16 protein-coding genes are annotated in these 19,744 nt (G+C 69.0%); 10 read left to right on the top strand and 6 right to left on the bottom strand.

What is annotated here, in order from left to right:
- Positions 1-176 precede the first annotated feature (176 nt).
- Positions 177-506, top strand: coding sequence for a type VII secretion target (locus tag ACQHI0_RS16765; protein ID WP_427908859.1), 330 nt, complete (start codon positions 177-179; stop codon positions 504-506).
- A complete protein-coding gene (locus ACQHI0_RS16760) occupies positions 503-2,131 on the top strand; it encodes a hypothetical protein (RefSeq protein ID WP_427908858.1) in 1,629 nt (542 codons plus the stop codon). Before ACQHI0_RS16765 ends, ACQHI0_RS16760 begins: the two co-directional genes overlap by 4 nt.
- 56 nt (positions 2,132-2,187) lie before the next feature.
- Here ACQHI0_RS16760 and ACQHI0_RS16755 read toward each other — a convergent pair whose 3' ends face one another.
- Together ACQHI0_RS16755 and ypfJ are read right to left on the bottom strand one after the other, a co-directional pair.
- On the bottom strand, positions 2,188-2,682 hold the full coding sequence (locus ACQHI0_RS16755) for a hypothetical protein (RefSeq protein ID WP_427908857.1): 495 nt from the start codon (positions 2,680-2,682) through the stop codon (positions 2,188-2,190).
- Positions 2,683-2,730: 48 nt separating this feature from the next.
- Complete coding sequence (gene ypfJ / locus ACQHI0_RS16750) at positions 2,731-3,657, bottom strand: KPN_02809 family neutral zinc metallopeptidase (protein ID WP_427908856.1); 927 nt, start codon at positions 3,655-3,657, stop codon at positions 2,731-2,733.
- A gap of 208 nt (positions 3,658-3,865) precedes the next feature.
- Here ypfJ and aspS point away from each other — a divergent pair, with 208 nt between their 5' ends.
- Together aspS and ACQHI0_RS16740 are read left to right on the top strand one after the other, a co-directional pair.
- Entirely contained in the window at positions 3,866-5,671 is a 1,806-nt protein-coding gene (gene aspS, locus ACQHI0_RS16745; RefSeq protein ID WP_427908855.1) for an aspartate--tRNA ligase, read from the top strand.
- A gap of 75 nt (positions 5,672-5,746) precedes the next feature.
- Positions 5,747-6,715, top strand: a complete 969-nt coding sequence (locus tag ACQHI0_RS16740) for a DUF389 domain-containing protein (RefSeq protein WP_427908854.1) — start codon at positions 5,747-5,749, stop codon at positions 6,713-6,715.
- Positions 6,716-6,717: 2 nt separating this feature from the next.
- On the opposite strand, the gene ACQHI0_RS16735 is transcribed toward ACQHI0_RS16740, so the two are convergent.
- A complete protein-coding gene (locus ACQHI0_RS16735) occupies positions 6,718-7,737 on the bottom strand; it encodes a hypothetical protein (protein ID WP_427908853.1) in 1,020 nt (339 codons plus the stop codon).
- A 193-nt stretch (positions 7,738-7,930) separates the two neighbouring features.
- On the opposite strand from ACQHI0_RS16735, the gene ACQHI0_RS16730 reads away from it, so the two are divergent.
- Both ACQHI0_RS16730 and ACQHI0_RS16725 read left to right on the top strand, forming a co-directional pair.
- Positions 7,931-9,100: a phosphotransferase family protein gene (locus ACQHI0_RS16730; RefSeq protein ID WP_427908852.1), complete on the top strand. Its 1,170-nt coding sequence runs from the start codon at positions 7,931-7,933 to the stop codon at positions 9,098-9,100.
- Between the two features lie 70 nt (positions 9,101-9,170).
- The gene (locus tag ACQHI0_RS16725) at positions 9,171-9,992 is read left to right on the top strand and encodes a siderophore-interacting protein (protein WP_427908851.1); all 822 of its coding nucleotides are present in this window, start codon (positions 9,171-9,173) and stop codon (positions 9,990-9,992) included.
- Here ACQHI0_RS16725 and ACQHI0_RS16720 read toward each other — a convergent pair whose 3' ends face one another.
- From ACQHI0_RS16720 to ACQHI0_RS16710, 3 genes are all read right to left on the bottom strand, one after another.
- Positions 9,993-11,240: an RNA polymerase sigma factor gene (locus tag ACQHI0_RS16720; RefSeq protein WP_427908850.1), complete on the bottom strand. Its 1,248-nt coding sequence runs from the start codon at positions 11,238-11,240 to the stop codon at positions 9,993-9,995.
- Entirely contained in the window at positions 11,237-11,590 is a 354-nt protein-coding gene (locus ACQHI0_RS16715) for a YciI family protein (RefSeq protein WP_427908849.1), read from the bottom strand. Before ACQHI0_RS16715 ends, ACQHI0_RS16720 begins: the two co-directional genes overlap by 4 nt.
- A 134-nt stretch (positions 11,591-11,724) precedes the next feature.
- On the bottom strand, positions 11,725-13,410 hold the full coding sequence (locus ACQHI0_RS16710) for an alkaline phosphatase D family protein (RefSeq protein ID WP_427908848.1): 1,686 nt from the start codon (positions 13,408-13,410) through the stop codon (positions 11,725-11,727).
- Positions 13,411-13,522: 112 nt separating this feature from the next.
- Here ACQHI0_RS16710 and ACQHI0_RS16705 point away from each other — a divergent pair, with 112 nt between their 5' ends.
- From ACQHI0_RS16705 to ACQHI0_RS16690, 4 genes are all read left to right on the top strand, one after another.
- Positions 13,523-14,896: a replication-associated recombination protein A gene (locus ACQHI0_RS16705; protein WP_427909188.1), complete on the top strand. Its 1,374-nt coding sequence runs from the start codon at positions 13,523-13,525 to the stop codon at positions 14,894-14,896.
- A 74-nt stretch (positions 14,897-14,970) separates the two neighbouring features.
- Positions 14,971-17,634, top strand: a complete 2,664-nt coding sequence (gene alaS, locus ACQHI0_RS16700) for an alanine--tRNA ligase (protein ID WP_427908847.1) — start codon at positions 14,971-14,973, stop codon at positions 17,632-17,634.
- Positions 17,634-18,197: a Holliday junction resolvase RuvX gene (ruvX, locus tag ACQHI0_RS16695; protein ID WP_427908846.1), complete on the top strand. Its 564-nt coding sequence runs from the start codon at positions 17,634-17,636 to the stop codon at positions 18,195-18,197. Before alaS ends, ruvX begins: the two co-directional genes overlap by 1 nt.
- Positions 18,194-19,744 (top strand): endolytic transglycosylase MltG, encoded by a 1,551-nt coding sequence (locus tag ACQHI0_RS16690; RefSeq protein WP_427908845.1) that lies wholly within the window; start codon positions 18,194-18,196, stop codon positions 19,742-19,744. The genes ruvX and ACQHI0_RS16690 overlap by 4 nt, the downstream gene beginning before the upstream one ends.

Raw genomic sequence — 19,744 nt, 5'->3', positions numbered from 1 at the left:
ACATGTTCTAGTTTTGAAAGCGGATCCCGCAGATCGAAGGTGGCACGACTCGAAAACTGTCGGGGTGTTCGGCTATATTTGGCGCCAATCGCAGTTGGGTGGTCGCGTCGGGAGTTTCGCGTCCAGCGTTCACTTCTGCAGGGCAGAATTTTCACGACGAGTTGGGGGGATTTCGCATGAACAACCTTTCGGTGCAACCCGCAGACGTCGCCGCGTTCGCGGCGACCAATGGCGGGGTCGCGGCGCAGGTCGCCGCCGCGGGCAATATCGACCTGGTTGCCAGCGTGTCGGCGGCGACGCCGGTGTTCGGCCTCATCGGCGCCGACTACCTCGCGATGTTCGCGGCCGCGCAAGCGTTGCAGGCCAAGGACATCAACGACCTGTCGGCCAAGTTCAGCTCGCTCTCGGACGCGGCCTTCAAGTCGTCGGTGACCTTCGAGACGACCGATATCGACAATGCCGCCCAGCTCGCGCGTCAGGCAGCCGGGCTCGGAGGCGGGGCATGAAGCCGCTGAGCTCCGACGCGGGCGTCATCGCCCCCGAGGCCGCCCTTGCCACCGCCGACGCCGCGACCGCCTCGGCGATGGGCGCGGTCCCGCTCGACTACTCGCAAGCCATCCAGGATGTGCCGCTGGTGCAGCTGCCCGAGGATGCGGCCGAGACCGAGGAAGCGGTCTTCACGCTCGCGCAGAAGGTCACCGACGAAGCCCAGAACGGCAGTATGTCGCCGGCCGGCCTCGGTGGGCTCGGTGGCCTCGGCGGCGGAATGCAGCCGCAGGACATCCTGTCCGGCGTCTCGGACGACGCCTCGTCCGCGCTGAGTGGCCTGCAGGGCACGGTGGCTCAGGTCGCGGCACCCGCGGCGGCCGCCGCGTCGACAGCGTTCGATCAGGCCAAGGCCGCGCTCACCGGCACGTCGGGTGCCGGTGCTTCGGGCACCTCCGGCGCGGGGACGTCCGCCGCCGCGACCACGCTCACCGAGGATCCGGTCGCCGCGCTGATGAGCGGACTGTCGCTGCCGGCGTTGCCCGGAATCGACACCCTGTTCCAGCCGTTCCTCGACCTGCTCAGCAGCTTCGGGACCGGCGTTTTCAGCTCGCTCGACCCGACCGCGATCCTGAGTCAGTCCTCGGCGGTCATCGAACAGGCGATGAGTCTGGCGCAAGGTGGCGTGAAAACCGTCCAGCAGTTGTGGGAAGGCGAGGCCGCCGACGCGGCGACCACCGCCAGCCAGCAGGCGCAGACCCAGGGCCAGGACACCAGCCAGCGCGGCATCGACATCTCCGCGCTCACCCAGCAGGCGGCGGCGGTGGTCCAGACCGGCAACGCGCAGCTCACCACCATCGCCACCACCTTCGCGGCCCAGGCCACCGCGCTCGCACCGACGATCATGCTGCCGCCCACCCAGGCGACCCTGATCGGCCTGGCCACCACCCATCTCGGTGAAGCGGTGTCGGTCGTCAATGTCACCCGTGGTCAGTTGATGGGATACACCGGCGAACTCAGCGGCGTCGTCGGGCAGCTCGCCAGCCAGAGTGGTCTGCCCTCGCCCGATGAAGTCCTCGCCGCGGCCTCGGAGAACATCGGCGAACCGTTGCTGTCCCAGGCGGAGGAAGCCCTCACCGGCACCGGCGATTCCGCGACGTCCGCGGCCAGCGCCACGGCGGGCACCGCCACACCCGGCGCGACGACCCCGGCGGGCACCGGTGGTTCCGGTGGCAGTGGTGGCGGTTCCGGCGCAGCCCTCGGCGCGCTCGGCACCGCGCGCGGTGGTGGCAGTGGTTCCGGCGCGGGTGCGGGCACCGGTGGCACCCCGACCTCGGGCACCCCGAAGAGCTCTGCGGCCGTGCCGGGTTCGGCGGTTCCCGCGGGTCGCGCGATGACCGCAGGCTCGATGGGCTCCACCACCGCCGCGAGCACGGGCGGTACCTCCGGCATGATGGGCGGCGGCGCGGGCGCGGGCGCGGGCCGCGGCAACAACGAGGAAGAACACGGTCGTACCGTGCAGCCCTACCAGAGCCGCACCGGCAACGACGATCTCACCGGTCCGCTGGGCGAATCCACGCCCGACGTCATCGGTGCGGTCCACGAGGACGAACGCGAAGCGGACGCGACCGCGGATCGGTTCTGACCGACGAGGGCTCGCCGGTGGAAACCGGCGAGCCCTGGTGGTTCCGCGTCGAACGATCAGCTCTTGAAGGCGTCGACCAGCTTCTTGTAGAGGTCGGTGAAGCGCTTGCGGGCGGCCTGCTGCTCCGGGTTGAGGCCATCGGATGCCTCGGGGGAGTAGATGACCAGGTGGGCTTCGTCGGCCGGGTCATCGGGCATCAGGTCGATGATCTGGGTGCCACGGTTCTCGCCTGCCGGGATCCCGAAATCGGTGTCCTTCAGCGCGTTGATCTCGTCGCGCGCGGCCGAGATCACGTCGGTGGCAACCTTTCCGGTCACCTTCTTGGGCGCGGTCTCGGGCTTGCGGTCCTTGCTCACCGCGTCGGGCATGTGCACGGCCTTGCCGTCGGCGAAGACCTGCAACACCGGGCGCAGGTCGGTGCGCTGTGACCAGCCGTCGGGGATCGTGGTCAGACTCACCAACGGTAGCGGCGCCGGATCGGCATGGGCGACGGCGCTCGCGCCGGTGAGTGCGAGAGCGCAGACGAGCAGTCCGGTCATGGTCGGGCGCATGGGTTCCCCTCGATCGAAAGACAGTGCGCGGGTTTCGCGTTCGGGGAGTCAGCGTAGCCCGGGCGGGTTGTCGAGGTCACGCGCGGAATAGGTGTCGCAGGACTGCACCGACCCGGTCCGGTAGCCGACGAGGAACCATTTCTGCCGTTGGTCCGAGGACCCGTGGGTCCACGACTCGGGGTTGACACCGCGGCCCGCGCTGCGCTGGATCCGGTCGTCGCCGACGGCATTGGCGGCCGACAAAGCGTCCCGAATGTCGGTATCCGACAGGGGATTCAGGAAGGGCTGCCCGCCGCCCGGTGACGGCTGCTTGTCGGCGAAGTGGGCCCAGATGCCGGCGTAACAGTCGGCCTGCAGCTCGGTGCGCACAGCGCCGGAGGTCGCACCCTGCGGGTCGCGCTGGGCCTTGCCGATATCGCCGAGCTGGTTCTGGATGTGGTGGCCGACCTCGTGCGCGACCACGTACTCCTGCGCCAGCGGTCCCGCGCTCGCGCCGAAGCGATCGGTCAGTTCCTGGAAGAACGCCGTATCGAAGTAGGCGGTCTGGTCGGCGGGGCAGTAGAACGGGCCGACATCGCTGGTGGCGTTGCCGCACCCGGTGCTCACGCCGCCGGTGAACAGCACCAGCTTCGGCTCCACGTACCGCGTGCCGGTCTGCTTCGGCAACTGCACCGACCACACCGCGTCCAGGCTCTGCGCGGTCGCCACGACCCGGCAGTCGACGTATTTGTTCGCGTCGGCGCCGGTCTTGCAGTGTGACGGCGTGCCCGCGGTCCCCGGCTGCGCCTGCTGCTCGCCCTGCGCGCCGGTGAAGTTGCCGAGCACCGACCCCGGATCGCCGCCGAGGAGCAACGTGATCACCAGCAGGATCAGACCGCCCGCGCCGCCGCCGAGGGCGACCTTGCCGCCCATACCGGGCCCGCCGCCGGAGGAAGCCCGGCCGGGATCGATCTGCATACCTTCGTTGAAGGTCATCGCGGTACTCGCCTTCGCTCGTTGTCCGGCTGCCCCACAGCGCGATTCACCGTCGGCGGGAGCGGCGACGGTGGGCAGGTGTCACAAGCTTGACACGGTGGGGAAGATATCGGTTTTCATCCGGGCACCGTGTCTCACTACGATGGCAGTGCACCCGGGGATCCGCACCGGTGCGACGAGTCCACGAAAGTCTGTCGAAAGGAATACCGTGCTGCGCACCCACTTGGCTGGTTCGCTGCGAGGCGAGCACGCCGGTCAGACCGTCACCCTCACCGGCTGGGTGGCGAGGCGTCGTGACCACGGTGGTGTGACCTTCATCGATCTGCGCGACGCCTCGGGCGTCTCGCAGGTGGTTTTCCGCGAGGGCGAGGCGGCCGAACAGGCCCACAAGCTCCGCGCGGAATTCTGTGTGCAGGTCACCGGTGTGGTGGAACGGCGTCCCGACGGCAACGAGAACCCGGAGCTGCCGACCGGGCAGATCGAGGTCGACGCCAAGGAACTGGTCGTGCTCAACGAGAGCGCACCACTGCCGTTCCAGCTCGACGAGACCCCCGGCGACGAGACCCGCCTCAAGTACCGCTACCTCGACCTGCGCCGCGAGGGCCCCGGCCACGCCATCCGCCTGCGCTCCAAGGTCAACGCCGCCGCCCGCGATGTGCTGGCGAGCCACGACTTCGTCGAGGTGGAGACCCCCACGCTCACCCGCTCGACCCCCGAGGGCGCCCGCGACTTCCTGGTTCCCGCGCGTCTGCAGCCGGGTAGCTTCTACGCCCTGCCGCAGAGCCCGCAGCTGTTCAAGCAGCTGCTCATGGTCGGTGGCATCGAGCGCTACTACCAGATCGCGCGCTGCTACCGCGACGAGGACTTCCGCGCCGACCGTCAGCCCGAATTCACTCAGCTCGACATCGAGATGAGCTTTGTCCGCCAGGACGACGTGATCCTGCTGGCCGAGGACATTCTGACCTCGCTGTGGAAGCTGGTCGGCCACGACATCGTCACCCCGATCCCGCACATGACCTACGCGGAGGCGATGCGGCGCTACGGCTCCGACAAGCCCGACCTGCGCTTCGGCGTCGAGATCACCGAGCTCACCGACTACTTCAAGGACACCACGTTCCGCGTGTTCCAGTCGGAGTACGTCGGCGCGGTCGTGATGCCCGGCGGCGCGAGCCAGCCGCGACGTCAGCTCGATGCCTGGCAGGACTGGGCCAAGCAGCGCGGCGCCAAGGGCCTGGCCTACATCCTGATCAACGAAGACGGCACCCTGGGCGGCCCGGTCGCCAAGAACCTGACCGACGCCGAGCGCGACGGCCTGGCCAAGCAGGTCGGCGCCGAGCCGGGCGACTGCGTGTTCTTCGCCGCCGGTGCCGTGAAGTCGAGCCGGGCCCTGCTCGGTGCCGCGCGCGGCGAGATCGCCCGCAAGTGCGACCTCATCGACCCGAACGCCTGGGCCTTCGTCTGGATCGTCGACGCTCCGATGTTCGAGCCCACCGCCGACGCCACCGCCAGCGGCGACGTGGCGCTCGGCTACTCGGCCTGGACCGCGGTGCACCACGCGTTCACCTCGCCCAAGCCGGAGTCGATCGACACCTTCGACACCGACCCCGGTTCGGCGCTGGCCTATGCCTACGACATCGTCTGCAACGGCAACGAGATCGGTGGCGGTTCCATCCGTATCCACCGCCGCGACGTCCAGGAACGCGTGTTCAAGGTGATGGGCATCGACCACGACGAGGCCCAGGACAAGTTCGGCTTCCTGCTCGACGCCTTCGCCTACGGCGCCCCGCCGCACGGCGGCATCGCCTTCGGCTGGGACCGCATCACCGCGCTGCTGGCCGGTGAGGACTCGATCCGCGAGGTGATCGCGTTCCCGAAGACTGGTGGCGGCGTCGATCCGCTCACCGACGCGCCCGCGCAGATCACCGCGCAGCAGCGCAAGGAGGCGGGCATCGACGCCAAGCCCGAGGTCAAGGCCGCCGCCGACGCGCCGAAAGTTGTTGCGCCCGAGAAATAGCGGCCGTCGAGGGTAGCCCGGTACCTTCTGGTCAGTTGCCGTATCGCCACGGCGATACCGACCAGGAGGACTCCGGTGCTACATCTGCGAGTGATCAGCCCGCCCGATCAGACCGATGGATTGGTGCGGATCCTCGAAGCCGACGCCGGCGTCACCCACCTCACGGTGATGCGCGGGGTCGCGCTCGAGCCCGCGGGCGATCTCGTCCAGGCGGATGTGGCGCGCGAGGCGGGCAACAAGGTACTCGCCGACGTGAAGTCGCTCGGCATCGTCGAGCACGGCGGGATCACTCTCGGCCCGGTCACCGCGGTGCTCTCCGACGCCGCCGACCGCGCCGTCCGAGCCGCGCCCGGTGATCCGAGCGACGCGGTGATCTGGGAACAGCTGCTCAAGGAAACCCACGAGGAATCCTCACTCAACGCCACCTTCGTGGCGTTCCTGACCATCGCGTGCCTGCTCGCCGCGATCGGGGTGGCCACCGACTCGCCGGTCACGATCGTCGGCGCGATGGTGGTCGGCCCGGAGTTCGGTCCCCTGGCAGCGCTGTCGGTGGCGCTGGTGCGCCGCAACTGGCGGCTGGCCCGGCGCTCGGTGATCGCCTTGGCGGTGGCATTTCCGATCGCCATGGTGGTCACGCTCGGCGCGACGATCGTGTGGGAGCAACTCGGCTGGATCACCACCGAGGGCGTGATCGACGCCCACAGCGTTGACTTCATCTACGAGGTCGGTCCGTTCTCGCTGGTTGTGGCGCTGCTCGCCGGCGCGGCGGGCATGTTGTCGCTGGTCACCGCCAAGTCGGCCGCTCTGATCGGTGTCTTCATCTCGGTGACGACCGTGCCCGCGGCCGGGTACGCGGTGGTGGCGGCGACGCTCGGACAGTGGCATCGCGCGTTCGAGTCGGCCGGTCAGCTGGCGGTGAACCTGGTCGGCATCGTGATCGCCGGGGTGCTGGTGCTCGAGCTGCGGCCGAAGGCGGGCGACGACAGGGGCCCGATCGGCAGGTTCAAACGAGCCATCGGCATGCGGACCACCCTCGAACGCTGACCTCAGACGCGGGCGACGGGTCCCGCGGTCAGCATCCGGTAGGAGTACGTCACCGCGATGACACACACCGGCCCGGCGACGAACAGGCCGAGCCCGCACAGCGCCGCGCCGACCACGGTGACCAGCGTGATGGTCAGCGCAAGCAGCACCGCCGCCCACAGATTCGCCAGTACCAACTGCGCACTCGCCTTGATCGCTTCCACCGGACCGTAGTCCTGATCGATCACGAAGTGCATCGAGAACATGCACAGGAACCCGGCGATAATGCCCGGCAGCAGGCACAGCGTCGACGCGAGCAGGGTGATGGCGAAGGCGAGCAGCGAAGTGAGCAGGACATTGCCCGCGTTCACGAATCGGAAGTACGACCCGAAAGCCGGTGGGTACCCGTCGGTTTCGTAGAGCGCGCCGCGCACCATCGCCGCCTGCAACAGCCACAGCGCGACGATCACCATCAAGAACAGGAACAGCACGCTGAACGGTGACGTCGGTTCGACGATCTGGACCACGGCGACGAAGCCGAGATAGATCAACACACCCACCGCGGTGACGCCGAGCCACGGACCCGGATTCGCCCGGAATCGCTCCCAGCCGTAGCTCAGCGAACGGCCGATATCGAGGGCTTGTGCTCCCGAATGGTAGTAACCGGGCGTCTGCCCGCCACCGCCCGGCGACACGCCGGTCGCGGGGGCGGCGGCGTAGGCCGGATTCTCCGGTTTCGCCTGGGGGACCGCGTAACCGGGCCCCGTGCCCGCGGGCCCGTAGTGCGGTGTGGGGCCACCTTGGCCGGCAATCGGCGGTGGCGGCTCGACCGGCTCCTGTCCGTACTGGGCGGCACCGGGTCCTTCGAATTGCGGATAGCCTGCGCCACCGGCCATTCCGTGCCTGCTCTGGCCCGAGGCCGGAGTGGGCGGTTGACCGGTTCCCTCATGTCTGCCGGGGGGTCCGGCGAACTGTCCGCCACCGCCCGGAACCGGCGACCCGCCCGGTGAATCGCTCGATGCGGCGTACGGAGTGTCGGTCACTGTGATAGACCTTTCGACTCAACCGGTTTGCGGTGTGGCGCACAGCAGTTCACGATGAGAAAACCCGAAGAGCGGCTGATGTGTCAAGCGAACAGGCACACACGCGCAACCTCAGCGCCAACACGCCGAACGACGCGGAAAGGTTGTCCAACCGCTCGCTAGAAGTGACCAGGTACGAGTAGCTTGAGAGGCGATGACCGCACTATTGGCCGAACGCGCCGCCGACGTCGTGTCCGCAGCACAACAGTTGCTCACAAAGCGAATGGGTGCTCCGGTAAAGCTGAGTGATCCGATGGAGCTCAGCGGCAGTGGTAGGACGACAGTCCTACGCGTGCGTGTTGCGGAGAACGCATTTTCGTTGCCGCGCACGCTGATCGTCAAGCAGGTGCGCGGTTCCAGTCCTGACCGCCGCATCGGTGGAATGGCGCCCGGCGTCGCCAGCATCGACGCCGCCTTCCTGCGCGAGGCGGTGTCCTACCAGTTCACCACCGCGTTGAGCCGCGAACAGCGTCCCGGCGCGTTCCTGATCGCGCACAGCGTCCCCGACCGGCTGCTCGTGCTCTCCGACCTCGGCGACAACGCCTTGCTCACCTCGGTGCTGCAAGCCCGCGTCGAGCCCGGCACCCGCAACTCGCTGATGGCCTTCGCGCAGGCGCTGGGCCGGATGCACGCCGCGACCGTCGGTCGCGAACCCGACTTCGTCGCCCTGATGCGCCGGGTCGACTCGGTCCATCGCGTCGACGGGATCGCCCAGCAGGCGCAGGCCGCTATCGCCGATGTCCCCGGATTGCTGCTCGCGGAGTTCGGCATCGAGGTGCCGGGCGAGATCGCCGAACGCATCGTGCACGGCAACCGCCTGTTCACCGGTGGTCGCTACCGCGCGTTCAGCCCGTCGGACCTGTGCCCCGACAACGTGATCATGAACGAGGAAGGCGCGCGGTTCCTCGACTACGAGTGGGGCGGTTTCCGCGACGCCACCCTCGACATCGCCTACGCGCTGGTCTCGTTCCCCGGTTGCCTGTGCGATTTCGAGCTCTCGCGCAGCCGTGCCAAGGAAATGGTCGAGGCCTGGCGTTCGGCCGTGGTCGGCGTCTGGCCGTCGCTGGCCGACGACACGGTGCTGGCCGAGCGGATCCTCGAGGCCCGGCTGATCTGGGTCTGGCTGTCCACCTACTGGTTCCTGCCGGCCGACCACACCCGCATCGCCACGGCCCGCGAACACGGGCTGTCGGTGCCGCGCTCGGAAGCGCTGATCAACCGCTGGTCGGCGCTGGCCGAGGACGCCAGGATGACCGGCGACGACGCGGTCGGCGACTTCGCCGAACAGGTCTCGGCAATGCTCGAAGAGCGCTGGTCGGAGTAACGGCCGCCCCACTTTCGGGCGCGACGCGGGTACCGTCGGCAGGGTTCTTCTTCAGGAGTTGGGAGCTGCCGTGCCGAAACCGGTTACCGTCACAGTCGTCCGCAAGCAGTGGTTGACCCCGCATCTTGTGCGGGTGGTCGGCACCGTCTCGGACGGATTCAACCCGAACGAGTTCACCGACGCCTATGTGAAGTTGATCTTTCCGGCGCCCGGTGTCGAATACCAGGAGCCGTTCGATCTCGACACGGTGCGCGCGACGCTCGGCCCGGAGAGCCAGCCGGTACTGCGCACCTACACCGTGCGGTCCTTCGATCCCGAGCGGCGCGAGATCAGTATCGACTTCGTGGTGCACGGTGACGAGGGCATCGCCGGTCCATGGGCGCGCTCGGTGGAGCCAGGGACCCGATTCTGGTTGAACGGCCCGGGCGGTGCGTTCGCGCCCGACCCGGCGGCTGACTGGTACCTGCTCGCCGGTGACGAATCGGCGCTGCCCGCCATCGCGGCCGCGCTGGCGGCACTCCCGGCCGACGCTCCCGCGCTCGTGTTCGTCGAGGTGGGCGGCACCGAGGACGAGATCGCCCTCGACTCGCCTGCCGACCTGCGCCTGCACTGGGTGCATCGCGGCGTGTCCTCGGACCGGATCACCGACGACCTCGCCGGGGCGCACTCGCCACTGGTGGCCGCGGTGCGTTCGGCCGAGTGGCTGCCGGGACAGGTCCAGGCGTTCGTGCACGGCGAGGCCGAGTCCGTGATGCGTCAGCTGCGCCCCTACCTGCGCAAGGAACGCGGTGTCGCGCCGAAATGGCTCTCGATCTCGGGGTACTGGCGGCGCGGCCGCACCGAGGAGGGCTTCCGCGAATGGAAGCGGGAGCTGGCTGCCGAAGGTGCGTGATCAGCCGGTCAGCGTGCGCAGTTTGCGCTGCAGATGGGCACGTTCGACCGCGTTGTCGGTGAGCAGCAGCGCCGACTCGTAGGCGGCGATCGCTTCGCCGGTGCGTCCGAGCTCGGTGAGGAAAGCGGCGCGAGCGGCGTCGAGATAGCCGTAGGTCGCCAGCGCGGGTTCGGCGCCGAGCGGATCGAGCAGCGCCAGTGCCCGCGCCGGATCGCCGGCGAGGCCGACCGCGATGGCGTGATTGAGCCAGGCGACCGGCGACGGCGAATTCCGCAGCAACAGCCGGTACAGGCCGATGATTTCGCGCCAGTCGGTGTCGGCCCACGTGGGTGCCTCGTCGTGGACCGCGGCGATCGCCGCCTGCAAGGTATAGCGGTCGGTATGTGGCAGAGCGTGTTTCACCAGTGCGATGCCCTCGGCGATGGCCGCGTGGTCCCACCGGCCGCGGTTCTGGTGTTCGAGCGTGCAGAGGTTGCCGTCGTCGTCGACGCGCGCGGCCCTGCGGGCGTCGGTGAGCACGATCAGTGCCAGCAGCCCGGTCACCGACGGGTCGTCGGGGACCAGCGCGTGCATCATCCTGGCCAGCTGGAGCGCACGGTCGACCAGATCGGCGCGGACCAGTACCTCACCCGCGGGCGCAGTGTGGCCGGTGGTGAACAGCAAGTGGATCACCGCGCAGATGGAATCGAGCCGCTGCGGCAACTCGCGTACCGAGGGCACCCGATACGGGATAGCCGCCACCGCGATCTTCTTCTTGGCGCGGGTGATGCGCGCGGCCATCGTCGACTCGCTCACCAGGAACGCCCGCGCCACCTCCGCGGTGGTGACACCGCAGACCAGCCGCAGTGTCAGCGCGACCTGCGCCTGCGGTGCGAGCGCGGGGTGGCAGCAGGTGCTGATCAGGCGCAGCCGGTCGTCGGGGATCGCCGGGTCGTCCAGGTCGGCCAGCGCCAGCTCGGCGGTGTCGGCCACCGGTTCGTCGACGACGAGCCGGGGCAGGGTGCGGCGGAAGGCGCTGTCGCGGCGCAGCAGATCGAGGCCGCGTCGCCGCGCCACCGTCGTCAGCCAGGCGCCGGGTCTGGCCGGGACTCCGTCGTTCGCCCACGCGGTCAGCGCCGTCGTGTATGCCTCCTGCACGCATTCCTCGGCGAGGTCGAAATCGCGGACCAGCCGCACCGTCGCGGCGAGCACGAAGGCCCACTCACGACGGTGCGCCTGCTCGACGGCCGCGGCCGCCGCCGTGGTCACCGCTGCGGGAAGACCTGGATCGGGCGCACTTCGACGCCACCGGTGGGCGCGGGCACCTGCGCCGCGAGCGCGATCGCGGCATCCAGGTCCGGCGCCTCGAGCAGGTAGTAGCCGCCGAGCGCTTCCTTCGCCTCGGCGAACGGGCCGTCGGTGATGACGACCTCGCCGTCGGCATCGCGGCGGATCGTGGTGGCGGTCGCGGTGGGCTGCAGGGCTTGCCCGCCGAGATTGGTGTCACCGGCGATCTGCTGGAACGTCCGATGCGCGGCGAGCATGGCCTCGGATTCGGCGGGGGAGTAGGCGGCGTAGGTGGCTTCGTCGCCGTAGATCAGGACCAGGTACTGGCTCATGACGGTCTCCTTCGGGTCTGGGGCTACCCGCTCGTCGGGTGGCCGTACTCACCCGACGAGCGACCGAGGGCGCAATCGACAACCCTGTCCGAAGAATTCTGCGCCGATGTGCGCGACCTCGCGGCGAACCGCGGTCAGAGCACCGGTGCGGGCCTAGGTTCCAGGCGTCCGCCCGCGGGTACAGCGAACGACATCCCGTGCCGCACGCCGGAACCCGGATCGGTGACGTCGAGCACGTAGAACCAGTCCATCTGGGTCTGGCCTGCGGTCACCTCGAGGACACCGAAACCGTGCGAGTCGAGTTCGACGTAGCGCAGGTGGTGGTTGGCCGCCTGGATCGCGGCTTCCGCGGGGATCGACGCGGTGCGCGCGGGCATTTTCAGCAGGTCGCCGACACTCGACGAGGTGACCGACGGGATGACGAACTCCGCGCCTGCCGTCGGCCCGCCGGGGTAGTTCGCCGGGTCCACCGGCAGATCCGCGGCCCAGGAGGTGTGGATGTCGCCGGTCAGGAACACGACATCGCTCACCCGGTTGTCGGTGATGGCGGCGAACAGGGTGCGCCGGTCGGCGGTGTAGCCGTCCCACTGATCGCCGTTGACGGTGATGCCGCCCTGGGGCAGGCCGAGGGCGGTCGTGATCGCCTCGGTCGTGGCGGGTTCCAGCGGCGGGAACATCAGCGGCGCGACCATCACCGAGTTGCCGATCAGCTTCCAGCGGGTGGGCGAGGAGGTGAGACCGGCGGTGAGCCAGTCCATCTGAGCACGGCCGGTGATCGTGCGGGCCGGATCATCGGCGTGGCGCCAGCCCGCGACCGGCCCGGCCTCCTCGTCGCGATAGCTGCGCAGATCCAGCATCGACAGTTCGGCGAGCGTGCCGAAACGCAGCCGCCGGTAGATCTGCACCTGGCCGTCGGCGCGGGTCGCGCGCACCGGCATCCACTCCAGGTAGGCGCGGGTCGAGGCGGCCTTGCGGTCGGCCCATGGCCCTTCGGTGGCCGGGTCGTGGTTCTCCGCGCCGTCGCGCCAGGAGTTGTCGGCCGACTCGTGGTCGTCCCAGGTGCAGATGAACGGCACGCTCGCGTGCAGGGCCATCAGATCGGGATCGGTCTTGTACTGGCCGTGGCGGGTGCGGTAGTCGGTGAGGGTGACGATCTCGTTCGCCGGATCGTGTGCGCGGACCGCGCCGCTGCGGCCGGTGTACTTCCCGCGCCCGTATTCGTAGAGGTAGTCGCCGAGGTGCACGATCGCGTCGAGGTCGGTGCGCGCGGCCAGATGGCGGTAGGAGCCGAACCAGCCCGCTTCCCAGTTGGCGCAGGAGACCAGGCCGAGGCGCAGCCGGTCGATGTCGCTGTCCGGTGCGGGGGCGGTCCTGGTGCGGCCGAGAGGGGAGGTCTCGCCCTGCGCGGTGAACCGGTAGAAGTAGTCCTGGCCGGGCGTGAGGCCGGTCGCGTCGACCTTGACGGTGTGGTCGGTCTCGGCCGAAGCCGTGACGGTGCCCGACGCCGCGAGCGCGCCGAAACCGGCGTCGGTGGCGATTTCCCAGCGGACCGCTGTCGCCGGGCCGAGGCCGGAACCCGGGGTGGCGTCCTCGGCGACCGTCACCCTGGTCCAGAGGATGACGGCGGTCGGCAGTGGGTCGCCCGAGGCGACGCCGTGCTGGAACACCCCGACGGCCCCGACCGCCCGTGCCGTGGTCGCGACGGTGGTCAACGCCGCCACGGCGATGACGCTGCTGCCCTTGAACAAGGCCCGCCGCGCGAAGGCAGACTCGACAACGGCGGGGACTTCGGCGATTTCGGCCACGATCAGCGATCTCATCGCACGGATCACTCGAGCGCAAGTCTTCGCGGAAAGTGTTGGTCAATTGTCCACTTTGTCGGCAACTGTGCGTCGGTTCCGCCGCGCGCGAGCGGGCTGGTCCTCGCAGAACATGTCCGAGGGCGTCGGTACCCTGCAGAACGTGAGCGACAGCCTTTTCGACGTGCCCGGCGAACACGCGTCCGCCGAACCCGGCGACGAGGTGTTCCGTCGCGACTCGGGTGCGCCGCTCGCGGTGCGCATGCGCCCCGCGAACCTCGACGAGGTGATCGGTCAGCAGCATCTACTCGGCCCCGGGTCCCCGCTGCGCCGGCTCGTCGAAGGCTCCGGTGCGGCATCGGTGCTGCTCTACGGACCGCCCGGCACCGGCAAGACCACCCTCGCCTCGCTGCTGTCACAGGCCACCGGCCGGCGGTTCGAAGCGCTGTCGGCACTCTCGGCCGGCGTCAAAGAGGTGCGCGCGGTCATCGACCTGGCCCGGCGCCGGCTCACCGCGGGCGAACAGACCGTGCTGTTCATCGACGAGATCCATCGCTTCTCCAAGACCCAGCAGGACGCGCTGCTGGCTGCCGTCGAGAACCGGGTCGTGCTGCTGGTCGGCGCGACCACCGAGAATCCGTCGTTCTCGGTGGTCTCCCCGCTGCTGTCGCGCTCGCTGGTCCTGCAATTGCAACCGCTCACCCCGGACGACATCCGCGCGGTTCTGGCCCGCGCGATCAGCGACCCGCGCGGACTGGCCGACGCCTACACCGTCAGCGACGCGGCGATCGAACACATCGTCCGGATCGCCGGCGGCGACGCCCGTCGTGCGCTCACTGCCCTGGAGGCCTCGGCTGAATGCGCGACCGGGGGCGCCGTCGAGCTGGAAACGGTCGAGGCCACCGTCGACAAGGCCGCCGTTCGCTACGACCGCGCGGGCGACCAGCACTACGACGTGATCAGCGCCTTCATCAAGTCCATTCGTGGTTCCGATGTCGACGCGGCCGTGCACTACCTGGCGCGCATGCTCGCCGCGGGCGAAGACCCCCGATTCATCGCCCGCCGCTTGATGATCCACGCGAGCGAGGACATCGGCATGGCCGACCCGATGGCCCTGCAGACGGCGACCGCCGCCGCGCAGGTCGTCCAACTGGTCGGCCTGCCCGAGTGCAAACTCGCCCTGGCGCAGGCCACCATCCACCTCGCCACCGCCCCCAAGTCCGGCGCGGTGACCACCGCCATCGGCACCGCCATGGCCGACATCTCCGGTGGTAAGGCCGGTGCCGTCCCGCCCTACCTGCGCGACGGCCACTACGCGGGTGCCGCGCTGCTCGGCAACGCCCAGGGCTACAAATTCCCGCACAAGTACCGCGAGGGCGTCGTCACCCAGCAGTACCCGCCCGACGAACTGGTCGGGACCGACTACTACCTGCCCACCGATCACGGCAACGAACGCACCATCGCCCCGCGCCTGGAGAAGTTGCGCCGCATCATCCGCGGAAAGTAGCCGGTCAGCGGCGTGGCGCGAACCACCCCGGTCGATGGAAAACCTCGCGCCCCGGCCCGGTAGGCTGGGTATTTGTGCAGACCCACGAGATTCGACGACGGTTCCTGGACCATTTCGTCCGTGCCGGACACACCGAGGTCCCCAGTGCTTCGCTGATCCTGGCCGACCCCAACCTGTTGTTCGTCAACGCAGGCATGGTCCAGTTCGTACCGTATTTCCTGGGTCAGCAGACCCCGCCGTGGGCTACCGCTACCAGCGTGCAGAAGTGCGTGCGCACCCTCGACATCGAGAACGTCGGCATCACCACCCGCCACAACACGTTCTTCCAGATGGCGGGCAATTTCAGCTTCGGCGACTACTTCAAGCGTGAGGCCATCACGCTGGCCTGGACGCTGCTCACCGACAGCGTCGAAGCCGGCGGCTACGGCTTCGATCCCGAGCGCCTGTGGGTCACCGTCTACCTCGACGACGACGAGGCCGAGCGGATGTGGCTCGAGATGGGCGTGCCCGCCGACCGCATCCAGCGCCGCGGCATGGCCGACAACTACTGGTCGATGGGCATTCCCGGCCCGTGTGGCCCGTGCTCGGAGATCTACTACGACCGCGGCCCCGAATACGGCGTCGAGGGTGGTCCGGAGGCCGACGAGGACCGCTACATCGAGATCTGGAATCTCGTGTTCATGCAGAACGAGCGCGGTGCCGGTATCTCCAAGGACAACTTTGAGATCCTGGGCCCGCTGCCCAAGCAGAACATCGACACCGGCATGGGCGTCGAGCGCGTGGCGTTCCTGCTCCAGGACGTGGACAACGTCTACGAGACCGACCTGATGCGTCCGATCATCGACAAGGCCGAGGAACTCACCGGCCGCTCCTACGGCGTCGAGCACACCGATGACGTGCGCTTCCGCGTGATCGCCGACCACGCCCGCACCGCCGCGATGCTCATCGCCGACGGCGTGAACCCCGGCAACGACGGCCGCGGCTACGTGCTGCGCCGCCTGCTGCGCCGCATCGTGCGGTCGGCGCGCCTGCTCGGTGCCGAGAAGCCGGTGATGGCGGAGCTGATCAAGGTCGTCACCGACCTGATGGCACCGTCCTACCCCGAACTGGCCACCGATTTCTCCCGCATCGAGACCGTGTCGGTCGGCGAGGAGATGGCGTTCCTCAAGACCCTCAACACCGGCGAGACCCTCTTCGACAACGCCGCCACCGCGGTGAAGTCCAAGGGCGGCAAGCAGATCACGGGTTCCGACGCGTTCGCCCTGCACGACACGTACGGCTTCCCGATCGACCTCACCCTCGAAATGGCCGCTGAGGCGGGCCTTTCCGTCGACGAGGACGGTTTCCGGACGCTGATGGCCGAGCAGCGCAAGCGCGCCAAGGACGATGCCCAGTCCCGCAAGCACGCCCACGCCGACCTCACCGTCTACAAGGAACTGGTCGACCGCGGCGCCACCGAGTTCACCGGCTTCGACGAGCTGACCTCCGAGGCGAACGTGCTGGCCCTGATCGCCGACGGCGTCCGCGTCCCGGTGGCCACCGCAGGCCAGGACATCGAGGTCATCCTCGATCGCAGCCCGCTCTACGCCGAGTCCGGTGGTCAGATCGCCGACCGTGGCTCCATCACGGCGAGTGGCCTGAAACTGCAGGTCAACGACGTGCAGAAGATCGCAAAGAAGGTCTGGGTACACAAGGCCACCGTCGAGCAGGGCCAGATCACCGAGGGCGATGTCGTGCTCGCGCAAGCCGATCCCGCCTGGCGTCGCGGTGCCACCCAGGGGCACTCCGGCACGCACATGGTGCACGCCGCGCTACGCCAGATCCTCGGCCCCAACGCCGTGCAGGCCGGTTCGCTGAACAAGCCCGGCTACCTGCGGTTCGACTTCAACTGGCAGGGCGCGCTCTCCGAGCAGCAGAAGGCCGATATCGAGGTCGTCTCCAATGACGCTGTCGGCGCGGACTTCCCGGTGAACACCTTCGTCACGGATCTGCCCAAGGCCAAGGAAATGGGCGCGATGGCGCTGTTCGGCGAGAACTACGGCGACGAGGTGCGCGTCGTGGAGATCGGCGGCCCGTTCTCGATGGAGCTGTGCGGTGGCACCCATGTGGAGCACTCCTCGCAGATCGGCCCGATCACCCTGCTGGGTGAGTCCTCGGTCGGTTCCGGTGTGCGTCGCGTCGAGGCCTTCGTCGGCCTGGACTCCTACAAGTACCTGGCCAAGGAGCGTGCGCTGCTGGCCGGTGTCGCGTCGTCGCTGAAGGTGCCCTCGGACGAGGTGCCCGCGCGGGTGGAGCAGCTCGTGGAGCGGCTCAAGGTGGCCGAGAAGGAACTCGAGCGCACCAAGATCGCCGCGGTGCTGTCCTCGGCGGGCACGTTCGCCGAGCAGGCCGAGCGGGTCGGTGCGGTGCGTCTGGTGGCCGCCGCGGCGCCCGAGGGCGTGTCGGCCGGTGACCTGCGGACGCTGGCCACCGATATCCGTGGCCGTCTCGGTAGTGAGGCCGCGGTCGTCGTGCTGCTCGGCAGTGTCGAGGGCAAGGCGCCGTTCGTGGTGACCGTGAACAAGGCCGCCCAGGATCTCGGCGTCAAGTCCGGTGATCTGGTCGCGGCCTTCGGGCCGAGTATCGCCGGTCGCGGTGGCGGCAAGCCGGAGATGGCGCAGGGCGCGGGTTCGGATCCGTCGGGTATCCCGGCCGGTTTGACCGCGGTCCGTGCCCGGGTGGCCGAACTCGCCGGCTGATGACGACCCCCGGATCGCCGGACTCCGAATCCGACGCCGACCGACCGCACCCGGACACCGACCCCGGGCGGGGCCGCCGGATCGCGGTCGACGTCGGTAGCGTGCGCATCGGCGTCGCCTCGAGCGACCCCGACGGCATCCTCGCCACCCCGGTCGAGACCGTCGCGCGCGCCAAATCCGGTGGGCGCGCGGGCCCACCCGCCGACATCGCAAGAATTGCCGACATTGTGCGGGAGTACGAAGCGGTCGAGGTGATCATCGGCCTGCCACGCACCCTGCGCGGCGAAAACGGCACCGCCGCCGCGATTGCCCGCAAGTTTGCCAAGCAGTTGCGCCGGGTGATCGACCCGATTCCGATACGCCTTTCCGACGAACGTTTGACTACGGTGTCTGCTGCACGTGCGCTGCGCGACAGTGGAGTTCGCGCACGTGGCCAGCGGCAGATGATCGACCAGGCGGCAGCCGTGTCGATTCTGCAAGGATGGTTGGACGAGCGGAGTTCGGTGTTGAACGACTACTTGAAGGACTCAGCGGATACGGCGAGGGTCGGAGACGATGCATGACCGACCGATGGACCAGGGCCGAGGAACGCTACCGGGCACGGGAAGCTGATCGGCGCTATCCCCGCCGCGACGACTGGGGCCTCGATGCCCGCACGGTGCGCGACGACGAGTACCAGGCGCCCGATCGCGGCGAGTGGGACGAGGACGGAACCGACGTCATCCCCCGCTACGAGGACGAGATCTACGACGACCACGTGGTGGCCGACGAGCTCGAACCGGAACCGGACCCCGAGCCGGTCGTCCCCCCGCGGCGCATCGGGCAGCGCGCCGCGGTAGCCGAGCGTGGCCGCCCGCGCCCGGCATCGGGCCGGAGCAAACAGCCGGGTCGGAGTAAGCCGTCGGGCCGGGGTAAGCCGTCGGGACGCGCCAAATCGCGGATCGCCTCGCGCAAGGCGGCCGAGCGCAAGAAGCGACGCCGCAATATGTGGGTGATCGCGGCGGTGTTCGTCGTGCTGTTCGTCTCCGCCGCCGGTTTCGCCGGCTACAAACTGATGGGCAGCCTCGCCCCCGCCGAGGATTTCGCGGGCCCGCCCGGCGAACTCGTGGTGGTCCAGGTGCATTCCGGTGACACCGCCACCCAGATCGCCGACACCATGCACGACAAGGGTGTCGTGGCCAGCTCGGCGGCGTTCTACGAAGCGGCCGTGCGCAATTCGAACATGAACAACGTGCAGCCCGGTTTCTACGCGGTCCAGAAAACCAGTCCGGCGGCACACGCGGTGACCTCGCTGGTGTCGAAGAACTCGCGCGTCGGCAATGTCGTGATCTCCGAGGGACGTCAGCTGCACAACCGGACCGATGTCCACACCGGTGCCCCCACCGAGGGCATCTACACCAAGATCGCGGCCGCCAGCTGCCTCGGCGCCGGTACCGCCGCCAAGTGCGTCACCTACGAGCAGCTCGACGCCGCGGGCGCGAGCACCGACCTGGCCGCGCTCGGCGTGCCCGACTGGGCCAAGGCGGCGGTCGCGGCCGCACCGGACCGGCGTCGGCAGCTCGACGGGCTGATCTCGGCGGGCACGCTGGATTTCGATCCCAGTGGTGGCGCGGTGCAGATTCTGCGGCAGTTGATCACCGCGAGTGCGGCGCTCTACGAGTCCACCGGGCTGCTGCGTTCGGGTGCCGAAACCCAGCTCGACCCGTACCAGACGTTGATCGCGGCATCGCTGGTCGAACGCGAAGCGCTGGCGCCGGACATGCCGAAAGTCGCGCGGGTCATCGTCAACCGGCTGCGGATCGACCAGCCGTTGCAGTTCGACTCGACGGTGAACTATTCGCTCGAGGAGACCGAGGTCGCCACCACCGACGCCGACCGCGGCACCGTGACGCCGTGGAACACCTACGCGATGTCGGGCCTGCCCGCCAACCCGATCTCCGCGCCGTCGCTCAAAGCCCTGCAGGCGATGGAGAATCCGGAGCCGGGCAAGTGGCTGTACTTCGTCACGATCGACAAGAAGGGCACCACCCTGTTCACCGAGAGCTACTCCGAGCACCTGCGCAATATCGTGAAGGCCGAGCAGAGCGGCATTCTCGACAGTGGGCGCTGA

This window comes from Nocardia sp. FBN12 (genome assembly GCF_050320175.1).
Taxonomy (GTDB): domain Bacteria; phylum Actinomycetota; class Actinomycetes; order Mycobacteriales; family Mycobacteriaceae; genus Nocardia.
This window is presented reverse-complemented; position numbering and strand designations above follow the sequence as displayed.

Excerpts from the sequence above, each read along its gene's own strand:
- ACQHI0_RS16690 (WP_427908845.1), top strand. The coding sequence starts at position 18,194 with ATGACCGACCGATGGACCAGGGCCGAGGAACGCTACCGGGCACGGGAA.
- ACQHI0_RS16710 (WP_427908848.1), bottom strand. The coding sequence starts at position 13,410 with ATGAGATCGCTGATCGTGGCCGAAATCGCCGAAGTCCCCGCCGTTGTC.
- ACQHI0_RS16715 (WP_427908849.1), bottom strand. The coding sequence starts at position 11,590 with ATGAGCCAGTACCTGGTCCTGATCTACGGCGACGAAGCCACCTACGCC.
- ACQHI0_RS16730 (WP_427908852.1), top strand. The coding sequence starts at position 7,931 with ATGACCGCACTATTGGCCGAACGCGCCGCCGACGTCGTGTCCGCAGCA.
- ACQHI0_RS16705 (WP_427909188.1), top strand. The coding sequence starts at position 13,523 with ATGTCCGAGGGCGTCGGTACCCTGCAGAACGTGAGCGACAGCCTTTTC.
- ypfJ (WP_427908856.1), bottom strand. The coding sequence starts at position 3,657 with ATGACCTTCAACGAAGGTATGCAGATCGATCCCGGCCGGGCTTCCTCC.
- ACQHI0_RS16760 (WP_427908858.1), top strand. The coding sequence starts at position 503 with ATGAAGCCGCTGAGCTCCGACGCGGGCGTCATCGCCCCCGAGGCCGCC.
- ACQHI0_RS16765 (WP_427908859.1), top strand. The coding sequence starts at position 177 with ATGAACAACCTTTCGGTGCAACCCGCAGACGTCGCCGCGTTCGCGGCG.
- ruvX (WP_427908846.1), top strand. The coding sequence starts at position 17,634 with ATGACGACCCCCGGATCGCCGGACTCCGAATCCGACGCCGACCGACCG.
- ACQHI0_RS16755 (WP_427908857.1), bottom strand. The coding sequence starts at position 2,682 with ATGCGCCCGACCATGACCGGACTGCTCGTCTGCGCTCTCGCACTCACC.